This window comes from Nocardia tengchongensis (assembly GCF_054781395.1).
Genome location: NZ_BAAGUM010000006.1, coordinates 2,023,659 through 2,035,334, shown reverse-complemented (window position 1 = coordinate 2,035,334; position 11,676 = coordinate 2,023,659). Strand labels below are relative to the sequence as shown.

Here is an 11,676-nt window from a genome sequence, read left to right as displayed (position 1 = left end):
GCGATACGGCACAAGCATCTCCCATTCAGGTAAATCGGTCTAACCGCGCCCCGAGCACAAGCTTGCTACTTGGCGCATCAACGAGCACACTAGTCCCTATTGTCACATTCCCTGAACGTATGGTTGAGGCTTAGCTTTGGGTAACTCGAATGTAGCTTCACCCCTCGAAAGAACGGGTATGACATGCCGAACGGGTACCTAGCCGAGCGCCAGAGACGGCGCGGTCTGCTCACCATGTCCCTCGCAGTCGCCGTCACCACCGGCGGCGCCGCCCTGCTGGTCTTGGCCTGGCCCGAGAACGCCCTGCACCTCACCGTCGGCGCCGGTCACGGCCGCGGTCTGAGTCAGAACGGCGCGTTCGAGAAGGCCGCCCAAGGCTGGACCGCCGAGCGCATCCTCGCGAACTACTACGCCGGAGCGAACCTCGCCGACGTCGGTGCGACCTCCGTCCGAGTCCGCCTCATGGACCAGGACGACAAAACCCTCGACGTCGTCTCCGACTCCGTCTTCTACGTCGCCGGCCGCCGTGTCATCCCCGGCCAGGCCGCGCACCTCACCCCCACCGCGAGTGGCGCCGACGTCACCATCACCCAGGGCTGCGACGGAAACAACCTCTGGGAAGGCACAACCGACGACCCCTGGGCCTACCCCGTCACCGACGGCACCGCCCGCCCCGCCGAAGAACAACTGGAAATATGCGGCGGCAACGCCTTCCGCGGCGTCCTCGGCGTGGCCTTGGACGGCGACGCCTTCCGCACGGTCAACGAGGTAGACCTCGACGACTACCTCAAAGGCGTGGTCCCCGCCGAAATGGTCCCCGGCTGGGCCGACCAGGGCGGCGCCGAAGCCCTCCGCGCCCAGGCCATCGCCGCCCGCTCCTACGCCCTAGCCGAAAACCGCTACACCTACGCCCAAACCTGCGACACCACCGACTGCCAGATGTACCTCGGCACCGACAAAGAGGACCCCCGCACCACGGCCGCCGTAGAGGACACCTCCGGCCGAGTCCTGGTCCGCGACAACCGAATCCTCCGAGCCGAATACTCCGCAGCCCCCGACGGCGGCCCCCTAACCCCCGCCTCCGCCATGGAAGTAGGCCCCGCCCTCACCGACTTCCCCGGAGCCAACACCCCGGGCCTCCCCAACCTCCTGGCTCCCCAAAACCAGCAAACACTCACCACCCCAACGGAATCCGAACCGGAAACCGCCACGACCCCGGGCTCTGCCACCCCAGGCGCTACCACGCCTGGTGCCACCGTCCCGGGCGCAACCACTCCGAACGCGGCAATCCCCGACGCGGCAAACCCCGCCTATACGGACCCGTCCTATGTCACCCCAGTCGTCCCCGGCGCGGAAACCCCAACTGCCCCAGGCAATGTCACCCCGGGCACCCCGGCTCGCCCCGGCCAGAACCCCGGCAACCGCACCCGCTCCGTCATCCCCGCTCTCCCCAGCCCGGGCAGCGCCGACCCGAACTCGATGCAATCCGACACCCGATTGGGCCCCGACTCGGCGACTCCCCAAGTCCCCGCCCGTCCGGTGGCCCCGTCCGCAATCCCGACTCCCCGCGCCGCGTCAACCCCGCCGATCGTCCCGACCCCGGCATCCGTCCCGGCGTCGCCGATCACCCCTGCCCTCGACTACTGACGGGCCGGTTTCGCCACTACTCCTCGCCCGCGCTGCGTTTGACGAACTGCACGGCGCGATCCATGACCTCGAGGGGTGAAACGTGCGTTGCACAGCGCGAAGAGCCGATGCATGTCGGGGGAGCGCTCCTCGTTCTCGAAGCGCTGGATCGTGCTTACGGCGACACCGGATGCCCACGAGTTACGCAACCTCGACGGTGAATCCCCTTGGCATTGCGCCGAGTCAGCGCTCCGCCCGCCGCGGTGGGGTGAGCATTGCTTCGAGGTCCGCGACGGTCATATTCGCCCGGTGTTCGGGGCCGGTGCTCAGGTACTGGATCGTGGCGAACAGTGCGTTCGGTTCGACGGTGAACCACGGGGGCCGCAGCTGCCAACGACCGTCGATGGTCGTCGCGACGTCGCGGCCTTCGGTCGCCGAGGCATGGATCATGACCGAGTCGTCCGGACAGGCGAAGGTGATGATCGGTGTGGGTGTCTTCGTCTGCGTGGTGTTGTCGCGTTCGAGGGCGAGGTCGGTGACTGCGTCCCAACGGAATTCACGGTCGAATCCGATTCTCGGAAGCCGGTTCTCCAGTCGGAATGTATCTCGGTCGAAGGTTAGGTAGGCCCCACGAGCGTTCTTGATCACGAACGGGGACACATACAGCGGAATGGCGACCAATGCTGCTCCCGAGAACATGAACCAGCCTGGGACTGCACCGCTGGCTCCGCACCAGATCATCGAAATGCCGGCGGCGCCGAGGAACAAGGCTCCGTGGAGTTGTGGGATCAGGACCGGCCTGAAACGCAGTACGCAGCGACCGGCGGCATCGACAGAGATCCCCGGTCGACGTCGGGGACGGCTCCAGGCGATGAACATGAGTCCCATCAAGGCAATGGTGACTTCGACGACGATCGAGAACAGGTGGACGGCGACACCGAGGACGGCCGCCGCGATCATCGCGATTCCGGTGAGCAGCATTCCGAGTTTCCGAGGGGTGGGCCAGACCGCGACCCATTTGTAGCCCTGTGGCGTGCGGTAACGCTTGCCGACCATGTGGTCACCGTAGCCAACGCCTTCCGTCGTGCCAACCAGGGCGGATTGCGCTCGATCGAGCGATCGGCCTCGGTTTCGAAATCCCCGATCTCGAGAAGAAAGGCCGACAGCCAATGCCGCCCGCTGCCACCCCCGGTTCGGCTGCCCAGTCGCCCCAGTCGCCCCAGACGCCGTCGCCGAGACCTTGCCGGGGCAGGCGCTGACGGTACTGTCGACGACACAGTCCTTCCAAGGATCGTTCGAGGGCACCGGATGGGGAACCTTGTAAGGAGCTAAATCAGTGGATCAACGTTTCCCGGGACTGCAGCAGAGCATGAATGAGGCCATCGCGCACCTCGAACGGGCAATAGCTGTTGAGGATGAAACGGGTCGGTGGAGCAGGGATTTCTCGTCGTTTCGCGCCGGCATGGCCGATCTGATCGCAGTTCAAGCGGGTGTTTTCTCGGGCGAGACGGTTGATACGCAGAAGCTGATCGACTTTCGGGCTGGAGTCGTTAAACTCTTACGCCGCAACGAGGATAATCTATGGTCGTACTTGTGTGATGCGCTTGATTCAGCCCTGGCTTCTGCTGAAGACGGTTGGTATGAACCCTCGATGTGTCGATCGGTGATTCAGATTCTCATGGATGAATATCCGGGTGCCGCAGCGATTTTCGAGGATGAAGATCGAGAATACGTGGACGAGATGGATGAGTTCATGCGTGCACGTGGACCCCTCACTGAGGCGATCCTGGAGGAGCAGATTCCTCGCTGGGTACCTGAGAGTCACTGGTGGTGGCGCCATGCCAGTTGGGTTCCGGGCGAGTGATGGGGGCCTGTGGTCCGTCCGCGCCGCCAGCCACTGCGCGAGTCATCCACGGGCTGTCGGCGGTGATCGAGGACGACGTGTTGGTGTCGCGCTACTGGCCGTCCATCGCCCGGTTGGTGTTGGATCGCGGCATCACGTATCCGGCGGCGGTCGAGCTTGCCCGGATGGAAGGCGAAGCGGACGCGGCTATCGATTCCAAGGTCGCGGAGCTCTCGCAGCAGTTGGGCCGTTTGCTGGGCGACTCCCCGCGTCTTGATCCTTGGGATGCCGTCGCCGGCGTCTATGGGCGGGCATGGCGGATGGGGCTGATCGATCCGACGTCCGCTGTGTGGCGAATGAATTCCCTGTGGTCGCAGATCCGGGATCTGGATGAATCCGAAAGCGATGGACTGCAGATCATCTGGGATGGAATGCAGATCAAGGAACAGGATGACGGGTCCTTGTCGTCCGAGTGGATAGATCGTTGCGGGGATGAGCTTCTCGCTCGAGCAGACGAGCTCATTCCGCCCGGCGCGATCGACCGTCCGCTCTGCGAATCGATCCGAGAAGCTATGTTGGCCAACGGATATTGATGAGGTACCCGTGGGTCAGGTTGCTCTGCCGACCGGTATCGGCCGGCAGAGCCACCGGCGTGCCTGCAGACGCCAGTCGACGATCATTTCTCGGGCAAGTGGGTTGAGCAGCAGCCATTCCGGGAAAGTGGTGCCCGCGGTCAACCCCGGGAAGAGCGCCCGGTGCGCCGCGTTGGCTGCGACGATCGTGAAGGTCGGGAGCGTGTAGAAGCTGGCGGGAGTGGCGAGACTGGCCAGTACGGCGAGGTCGTCGGCCTCGGGCTGGCGTGGAGTGCTGGGCATAGGTGGGCCGAGCAGGCCCGGGAGGCTCAGTTCGAGGATGTGGCGGCGGTACATCGGGGCCACGTCCAGGTGGTCGAAGAGGATCTGCAGGGTGTGAAGCGTCGGTTGGCGGGTGCCCAGCTCGATTTTTTCGATGAGGGAGACAGACAGGCTCGCCTTCTTGGCGAGTTCGGTGCGGGTGAGCCAGGCGTCCTGGCGGCGCTGGCGGATGTAGTCACCGAACATGTTGCCGGGCAACTCTTTTCACCTCTCTCGCGAACATTTGTATTGTGCTATGTGCGGTGGGGGTGTCCCACGGATTGTGCGGGCGGGGTTCGTTGAACTCCGGTCCTGTCATCGGGGATAATAGAACATATGTTCGAATGATAGCTCAAATGCTGACGACGGCTGGCGCTCGGGCATGGTGTCCAGGATTTGCTGCTTGCCAATGACTGCTTGCCGGGGGATGGCTGCGTCGTTTGGCGGCGCTCTCGTAATGAGGGCGCCGCCTTTTCGTGTTTCAGTCCAGGGAAAGGTCGCCGAGGGATTCGGAGAACTTGCGGAGGAGGGGGATTAGGGTTTCGCGGTCCTCGGGGGTGAGGGCGGCCAGGAGGCGCTGCTCGTTGTCCATGTGCAGGGGGAGGAGTCGGTCGACTAGTTCGCGGCCGGTGTCGGTGAGGTGGACTCGGATGGCGCGGCGATCGGTGGCGTCGGGGACGCGTTCGACCCAGTCCTTGGCGGCCAGGCGGTCGAGGCGGTTGGTGATGGCGCCGGAGGTGATCATGGCGGCCTTGTTGAGAGCGCCTGCGCTGAGGCCGGTTTCGTTGCCGGAGCGGCGGAGGGTGGCGAGGACGTCGAACTCCCAGCGTTCCAGGCCGTGCAGGCGGAAGAAGTCGGTGAGTTCGCGTTCCAGGATCCGGGCCAGGCGGGAGATGCGGCCGAAGATCTGCATGGGGGAGGTGTCGACGTCGGGGCGTTGCACACGCCAGGCGGCACCGATCTGATCGACTGCGTCGGGCACTGACCTGCTCCTTTCGGTCTCGGAAATAATCTCAACGTTGAGATACTTGACGCTGAGGTATCCGGGATGGTGTTATCTCAACGTTGAGATTATCAATGAGGAGCTATCGATGACCACCACACGCGCCGGCGCCGCAGGACTCGCGGGAACCCTCGCCGTAACCGCGCTCGCACCGCTGGTCTTTGGATCGACCTACGCGATCACGACGACGTTCCTGCCGCCGGACCGGCCCATGTTCACCGCGCTCATGCGGGCGCTGCCCGCCGGACTGCTGCTGCTCGCCATCACCCGCAAGCTGCCGCACGGACAGTGGATCGGGCGGGCGGCCGTGCTCGGCGCACTCAACATCGGCATCTTCATGCCACTCCTGTTCCTGGCCGCCTACCGCCTGCCGGGCGGCGTCGCCGCTGTACTCGGCGCGGCCGCACCGCTGTTCGCGCTCGGCATCGCGACCGTCGCGCTCAACGAACGGCTCACCACCCGCAAGGTGCTGGCCGGTGTGATCGGACTGTTCGGCGTCGCACTCGTAGTCCTCAGGGCCACAGCGGTTCTCGACACCGTCGGCATCATCGCCGGACTCCTGGGCGCGGCCTCCATGGCGGGCGGCACCGTGATGACCAAGCGCTGGGGACGCCCCGACGGCGTCAGCCCGCTGGCCATGACCGGCTGGCAGCTGACCGCCGGCGGACTGATGCTGCTGCCGCTGGCCGCCATCGTCGAAGGCGCGCCGCCCGCGCTGGACGCCCGCAATATCGGCGGCTACCTGTACCTGGGCCTGATCGGCACGGCCGCCGCCTACGCCATCTGGTTCCGCGGCATCGCCAAGGCCCCGGCCACGTCGGTGTCGTTCCTCGGCCTGCTCAGCCCGCTGTCGGCGGCCGTCATCGGCTGGGCCGCGCTCGGCCAGTCGCTGGCCCCGCTGCAGATCCTCGGCATGGCGATCGCGCTCGGCGGCACCATCCTCGGCCAGACCGGAACCGCGCCCAAGACCACCGCACCCGACACCGACGCGGCAACAGCCGCACCCGCCCGCACCGCGGCCTGACCCGACATTCTTGCGAAGGAGCGAAACATCATGCAGATCACAGTGTTCGGGGCCAGTGGGGACACCGGGAGCCGGGTCGTGGCCGAGGCGCTGAGCCGGGGGCACCGGGTGCGCGCCGTCGCCCGCCACGAGGACCGGCTGCGGCACCTGCCCGAACAGGTCGAGGTGTGGACCGGGAACGCGGCCGACCCGGAGGAGGTCGAGAAGGCCAGCGCCGGTAGCGATGTCGTGGTCAGCGCCACCCGCCCGGTTCCGGGCCGCGAGCACGAGCTCGCCGAGGTCGCCACGGCCCTCCTGGAAGGACTGTCGGACAGCGGAATCCGGCTGCTGGTGGTCGGCGGCGCGGGCACCCTGACCGTCGCAGGCACCGGCAAGACGCTCAGCGAACAGCCTGATTTCCCTGCCGAACTGGGGCCGATCGCGGAGGGCGGTCGTCGCCAGCTCGAGGTGTTCCGGACCACCGCGCACCCGGTGAGCTGGACCTACGTCAGCCCGCCCGCGCTATTCGAGCCGGGCGAGCGGACCGGGTTCTTCCGGCGCGGCCTCGACGAACTGATCGTCGACGACGCGGGCAATTCCTCGATCTCCATGGAGGACATGGCCATCGCGCTGCTCGACGAGATCGAGAACCCCCGCCACCACCGCACCCGCATCACCGTCGGCTACTGAGAATCCGTCCGGCACAACGAAAACACCGCGGGGCGTGACCGATGATCCGGTCACGCCCCGCGGTGTCGGCCGGTTCACCCTGGCCCGAATGTCTTACGCGACGCGGAAGCCCGCGCCCGCCCCGCCGTGGCGGTCGATGTCGGCCAGCACGGTGGTGATGTTGGTGGCCAGTTCCGGCTCGTGGATCAGGTTGCCGCCGCCGGTGCACAGCGGCAGTTCGATGCTTATCGGACCGGCCTTGAAGTCGGTGCCCGCCACGACCATGCCGACCAGCTGGTCGCCGCGCAGCACCGGCGCGCCCGAGTCACCGTGGTTGGCGCACACCTGGCTACGGAAGAAGGTGGACCTGGTCTCCCAGACCGGACCACAGGTGAAGCCGGTGGTGCGGCCGTTCTTGCAGACGTTCTCACCGATCTGCGGCGGCGCGCCGACCGAGTTGATGACCGACTGCGCGACCCGGCGGGTCGGGTTCACCTTCTCCGGATTGAAGACGATGATGGCCCAGTCCATCTCCTCGTCCTTCTCGGTGATGACGCCGATGCCGCCGGAGCGGGTGTACTCGGCGGCGATGCGTGCGCCGACCTCACCGCAGTGGCCGGCGGTCAGGCCGACCAGCTGGTTCTTGTTGTCGTAGCCCATCGCGGTGATGGTGCACTCGCTGACCGAGTTCGGGTCCGTGAGGTCCTCGACATAGACGCCGGAGCCACCGCCGAGCACCACCGGCGCGGCCGCGTTCGCGGGTCCGGAGAACAACAGAGTGGAGCTCACGGCAGCGGCGGCCACGGCCGCCAAGCGCAGAACTCGGGCGCGGCCCGCAGACAGCATCAGGTTTTCCCCATCCCACGAAATATTCGAATCCAGCGCGCCGAAATCAGGAGTCCGGGAGCGCGCGCGTGGAGCATGTCACGCCCGCAAGTGATTGGCAAGCCCCTACTTCGCGAGCTATTCGGAAAAGCTATGTCCAGCACCGCGTTCCGGCGGAAACTGACTTGGTCCTGTCGGTGGCCCGTGATAGAAATCGGGCAGTGGTGATCGCACCACCGAAGGCAGTAGCGGCCCATGCGCAGCGGCCGCTGCGAAATGGGGAGAATTCGAATGGCTTTCTCGGGCAAGCTCGCCCTGACCATGTTCGTTTCCGCGGCGGCCGTACTGGTGACGTCGCTGGGGGCCGGAACCGCCAACGCCGAGCGGGGGCCGGACGGTTCGCTGTACGGCACACTCGCATTGAGCACCGACGGCGGCACCTTCTACGGCGCCGCCTGGAACTACCCGAGCTGGGGCGCCTCCGACACGGCCGCGCTGAACAAGTGCGCCCACCGCGGCTGCAAGGTGATGGTGCAGTTCGCCAACGGCTGCGGCGCCATCGCGGAGAGCGCGGACCACACCTATTACTACGGCGGTTCGGGCCGCAACCGGGCCGAAGCCGAGCGTGACGCCATGGACCGGCTCACCAACTGGCTGCCCTCGCCGCCCGCCATGTTCGGCAGCTCGGCCCCGCCCAAGCAGTCCGTCCACGTGCGCTACAGCGAGTGCACCGCCGGCGCGTAAGCCCTCGAACCAGCCCCGACCGGCGCATACTGGTCAGGGCTTGACCTTGACGCTACGTCAACTTGCATCCTGAATTCGTCGAGGAGAACGAGAGGATACGAAAGGCCGGAACGTGGCAGCCGAATGGTCCATCCAGCAATTGGCGACCGTCGCCCGAACCACCAGCCGCACCCTGCGGCATTACGGTGACCTCGGGTTACTGCCGCCCAGCCGGATCGGGTCGAACGGCTACCGCTATTACGACCAGGAATCCCTCGTACGGCTGCAACGCATCCTTTTGCTCCGCGAGCTCGGTCTCGGCCTGCCGGCCATCGCCGAAGTACTCGCGGGCCAAAAGGACACCGCCGCAGCCCTGCGCACCCATCTGGAATTGCTGAAAAACGAGCAGGACCGGATCGCGCGCCAAATCACCTCGGTGCAAACAACATTGCGCAAAACGGAAGCAGGTGAGCAACTGATGGCAGACGAGGTATTCGACGGATTCGACCACGCCCGATACAAGGACGAGGTCATCGAACGCTGGGGCAAGAACGCCTGGGACAGCGGCAACACATGGTGGAACGCCAAGAGCGAGGCCGAGAAACAAGCCCACCTCCGGACCCACCTGGACATCGCCGCCGACTACGGACGCGCCCACGCGACCGGGCTCCCCGTCGACAGCGACGAGGTGCAGGCCATCGTGCAGCGCCACTACGACTGGCTCGCCTCGACGCCTACCAACGGGCCCGTGACCGCCCAGTACTTCAACGGCCTCGGCGACATGTACGTAGCCGACCCGCGGTTCGCGAAGAACTACGACAAGCACGGCGAGGGCACCGCGGAGTACGTCCGCGACGCGATGCGGGCGTACGCCTCGGCGCGACTGTGACCCGAACCCGGCCGTAACTCGAAAAGCGAACAGCCGTAGCCTCTTCCAGCTCAGCGCCGGGAGAGGCTACGGCCGTTCCGGCGGTGGCCTCGAAAAACAGCTGGATCGTCCGGGTACCTGCCGGAGTAAAGTTCGCCGATAGTGGTGAGGGGAGGAACCAGTGAGCTACCCGTATGGTCCGCCGGGTGATCCGAGCGGTGGCTTCGGTCAGGACGCTGGGGGATATCAGCAGGCCACTCCGGGCAATCCGCCTCAGTACCCGGGATTCTCTCAGCCGTATCCGGGCCAAGCCGGTGTTCCCGCCACGGATTTCGGGCAGCAGCCCAGCGTCTATCCGATGCCCGCATATCCGGGTCCGCCCGCATATTCGCCGTATGCCCCGCAGCCGGCAGCGAGCGGCGGGACCGCAATCACCGCAGGCGTGCTGGCCTGCATCGCGTCGGTGCTGTCGCTGCTGGGCGGGGTGATCATGCTGGTCGCGGCGAGCATCGTCAGCGGTGGCGAGGACTCCTACAGCGGTCGCTACCGCCGCGACGACGAGCTCTACGGCATCCTCCTCGGTCTCGGCGCGCTGGTGCTGTTGGTCGGCGTGCTGTGGGCGGTGGGCGGCATCCTGCTGTTCATGCGCAAGCAGGCGGGCCGGGTGATGCTGATCGTCCTGTCTTCGATCGCCGTGGTGCTCGGGGTGATCGGGCTGGCGAACGGCCCGGGCACGGCCTTCGTCAGCCTGGTCTTCTCCATCGCGATCCTGGTGCTGGCGGCGGTCCCGCCCACCGGCCGCTGGATCGAGGCCGGGAAGCAGACGCCCGCGGTCGTGCAGCCGTACTACCCGTACTACTGAGCCGAAACACGCACGGCCGCCCGGTCTTCGGACCGGGCGGCCGTGTCGTCGTCAGCGGCGGATCAGGCCGCGCACACGGACTGCATGACACCGCGCAGGATCGGCGCGCCATAGGTGGCGGGCGCGAAGGCGATGGTCTCCGCCATGCCCAGCGGGGTCAGCACGGTCGAGGCCACGCCGGTGAATCCCGCGATCGTATTGCCGACGGTGAGCAGCAGGCTGGTGGTGTCCAGCGCGAAGGTGATGAGCGAGAAGACGTTCTCCACCTTCACATCCGCGAGCGGCACGGTGTTCAGCGCGCGGCCCTCGTAGATGTCGAAGCCCAGGTTGGCCAGGAAGGTCAGCGGCCCGTAATCCAGCGAGTCCACGATCGGGCCGAGCTGCTCGGTGCGGCGCAGCATCATCACGTCGGCGACCCGGTTGTCGCGCAGGAAGCCTTGCAGTGCATCGGCATTGGCGTTCACCGCGGCCGGGTCCACGGACAGCCCGGCGGCGGTGGTGAGGAACTTGCGGGTGCGTTCGACCAGGTCGGCGGTCTTCAGTTCGGCCAGCGGGGTGCAGGTGCCGTCGGCCTTGGTGAGCTGGTTCGCCAGATCGATGAGCGGCTGCGGTACGTCGACGCGCTCGTCGGGCAGCTCGAGTTGCAGCTTCCGGTAGCCGCCGGTGGCGCCGCAGCCCACCGACAGCTGCGACTGCACCGACCGCGCCAGCGACTTCACCCCGTTGAACAGCGCGCCCACCACCGGCTTGAGCACGAAGCCGACGGTCGGCACCAGGCTGGCCGCGAACTGCGCGGGGATCTTCACGATCCGGGTGGCGAGGATGAACACCTCGACCACGTCGCGCACCTTCAGCTGCGACAGCGCGATGGTCTGGTGCAGCCGGCCGGTCTTGACGGCGTCCAGGTTGTCGACGATGTACGTGACGATCGGGTCGTCGAGGAATTGCGTGCGCTCGTTGACCTCGTCCGGTCCCAGCGGCAGGCCGTTGCGGTGCACATGGATCGAGGCGACGTTCAGCCGGAAATCCTCGACCGAGCGGTCGTAGGCGGTCTGCTGCTCGGCCGGAACCACCGTGCGGATGGCCGTGGCGGCCGCGGTGATGACGTCGTCGAAGGTTGCCGCGGGCTTGCCGCAGACCTCGCCGGCGTCGGCGATCTGGGTTGCCGCCAGCGCGTCGCCCTCGTCGGCGCGCGCGGGCGCCGCACCCGGGACGAGGGCGGCGGTGCCGAGCATGGCGGTGATGGACAGGGCCCCGACGAACGGGGCGAATCGAGCGAGGCGCATGTAGATGGTCTTTCGAGGGGTCGCGCAAGCACGCGGCAACAGACTGGTCGGTGTTACAAATCGAGTCGATATGTA

At 66.5% G+C, this 11,676-nt stretch carries 13 protein-coding genes; 8 read left to right on the top strand and 5 right to left on the bottom strand.

Going from position 1 to position 11,676, the window contains the following annotated elements:
* Window positions 1–234: 234 nt before the first annotated feature.
* Window positions 235–1,647, top strand: a complete 1,413-nt coding sequence (locus ACYVKL_RS20430; RefSeq protein WP_379165336.1) for a SpoIID/LytB domain-containing protein — start codon at window positions 235–237, stop codon at window positions 1,645–1,647.
* A gap of 222 nt (window positions 1,648–1,869) precedes the next feature.
* Here the strand turns inward: ACYVKL_RS20430 and ACYVKL_RS20425 are convergent, their stop codons facing one another.
* Window positions 1,870–2,931 (bottom strand): hypothetical protein, encoded by a 1,062-nt coding sequence (locus ACYVKL_RS20425; protein WP_379165335.1) that lies wholly within the window; start codon window positions 2,929–2,931, stop codon window positions 1,870–1,872.
* A 31-nt stretch (window positions 2,932–2,962) separates the two neighbouring features.
* Here ACYVKL_RS20425 and ACYVKL_RS20420 point away from each other — a divergent pair, with 31 nt between their 5' ends.
* Window positions 2,963–3,490 carry a hypothetical protein gene (locus ACYVKL_RS20420; RefSeq protein ID WP_379165334.1) on the top strand — a complete coding sequence of 176 codons (528 nt, stop codon included), beginning with the start codon at window positions 2,963–2,965 and terminating at the stop codon, window positions 3,488–3,490.
* Between the two features lie 62 nt (window positions 3,491–3,552).
* On the top strand, window positions 3,553–4,062 hold the full coding sequence (locus ACYVKL_RS20415) for a hypothetical protein (RefSeq protein ID WP_379165333.1): 510 nt from the start codon (window positions 3,553–3,555) through the stop codon (window positions 4,060–4,062).
* A gap of 15 nt (window positions 4,063–4,077) precedes the next feature.
* On the opposite strand, the gene ACYVKL_RS20410 is transcribed toward ACYVKL_RS20415, so the two are convergent.
* The gene (locus tag ACYVKL_RS20410; RefSeq protein WP_379165332.1) at window positions 4,078–4,581 is read right to left on the bottom strand and encodes a helix-turn-helix domain-containing protein; all 504 of its coding nucleotides are present in this window, start codon (window positions 4,579–4,581) and stop codon (window positions 4,078–4,080) included.
* A 262-nt stretch (window positions 4,582–4,843) separates the two neighbouring features.
* Entirely contained in the window at window positions 4,844–5,344 is a 501-nt protein-coding gene (locus ACYVKL_RS20405) for a MarR family winged helix-turn-helix transcriptional regulator (protein WP_379165331.1), read from the bottom strand.
* A 109-nt stretch (window positions 5,345–5,453) separates the two neighbouring features.
* On the opposite strand from ACYVKL_RS20405, the gene ACYVKL_RS20400 reads away from it, so the two are divergent.
* Both ACYVKL_RS20400 and ACYVKL_RS20395 read left to right on the top strand, forming a co-directional pair.
* Window positions 5,454–6,389: an EamA family transporter gene (locus tag ACYVKL_RS20400; RefSeq protein ID WP_379165330.1), complete on the top strand. Its 936-nt coding sequence runs from the start codon at window positions 5,454–5,456 to the stop codon at window positions 6,387–6,389.
* A gap of 30 nt (window positions 6,390–6,419) precedes the next feature.
* Window positions 6,420–7,058 (top strand): NAD(P)-dependent oxidoreductase, encoded by a 639-nt coding sequence (locus ACYVKL_RS20395; RefSeq protein ID WP_379165329.1) that lies wholly within the window; start codon window positions 6,420–6,422, stop codon window positions 7,056–7,058.
* Window positions 7,059–7,151: 93 nt separating this feature from the next.
* Here ACYVKL_RS20395 and ACYVKL_RS20390 read toward each other — a convergent pair whose 3' ends face one another.
* The gene (locus tag ACYVKL_RS20390) at window positions 7,152–7,883 is read right to left on the bottom strand and encodes a S1 family peptidase (protein WP_213558772.1); all 732 of its coding nucleotides are present in this window, start codon (window positions 7,881–7,883) and stop codon (window positions 7,152–7,154) included.
* 270 nt (window positions 7,884–8,153) lie between these two features.
* Here ACYVKL_RS20390 and ACYVKL_RS20385 point away from each other — a divergent pair, with 270 nt between their 5' ends.
* The 3 genes from ACYVKL_RS20385 to ACYVKL_RS20375 all read left to right on the top strand — a co-directional run bounded on the left by ACYVKL_RS20385 (window position 8,154) and on the right by ACYVKL_RS20375 (window position 10,315).
* A complete protein-coding gene (locus ACYVKL_RS20385) occupies window positions 8,154–8,606 on the top strand; it encodes a DUF4189 domain-containing protein (protein ID WP_379165328.1) in 453 nt (150 codons plus the stop codon).
* A gap of 112 nt (window positions 8,607–8,718) precedes the next feature.
* On the top strand, window positions 8,719–9,474 hold the full coding sequence (locus ACYVKL_RS20380; protein WP_379165327.1) for a MerR family transcriptional regulator: 756 nt from the start codon (window positions 8,719–8,721) through the stop codon (window positions 9,472–9,474).
* A gap of 160 nt (window positions 9,475–9,634) precedes the next feature.
* Window positions 9,635–10,315, top strand: a complete 681-nt coding sequence (locus ACYVKL_RS20375; protein ID WP_379165326.1) for a hypothetical protein — start codon at window positions 9,635–9,637, stop codon at window positions 10,313–10,315.
* 62 nt (window positions 10,316–10,377) lie between these two features.
* On the opposite strand, the gene ACYVKL_RS20370 is transcribed toward ACYVKL_RS20375, so the two are convergent.
* Complete coding sequence (locus ACYVKL_RS20370; RefSeq protein ID WP_379165325.1) at window positions 10,378–11,601, bottom strand: hypothetical protein; 1,224 nt, start codon at window positions 11,599–11,601, stop codon at window positions 10,378–10,380.
* Between the last annotated feature and the right edge of the window lie 75 nt (window positions 11,602–11,676).

Excerpts from the sequence above, each read along its gene's own strand:
- ACYVKL_RS20395 (WP_379165329.1), top strand. The coding sequence starts at position 6,420 with ATGCAGATCACAGTGTTCGGGGCCAGTGGGGACACCGGGAGCCGGGTC.
- ACYVKL_RS20400 (WP_379165330.1), top strand. The coding sequence starts at position 5,454 with ATGACCACCACACGCGCCGGCGCCGCAGGACTCGCGGGAACCCTCGCC.
- ACYVKL_RS20370 (WP_379165325.1), bottom strand. The coding sequence starts at position 11,601 with ATGCGCCTCGCTCGATTCGCCCCGTTCGTCGGGGCCCTGTCCATCACC.
- ACYVKL_RS20390 (WP_213558772.1), bottom strand. The coding sequence starts at position 7,883 with ATGCTGTCTGCGGGCCGCGCCCGAGTTCTGCGCTTGGCGGCCGTGGCC.
- ACYVKL_RS20385 (WP_379165328.1), top strand. The coding sequence starts at position 8,154 with ATGGCTTTCTCGGGCAAGCTCGCCCTGACCATGTTCGTTTCCGCGGCG.
- ACYVKL_RS20430 (WP_379165336.1), top strand. The coding sequence starts at position 235 with ATGTCCCTCGCAGTCGCCGTCACCACCGGCGGCGCCGCCCTGCTGGTC.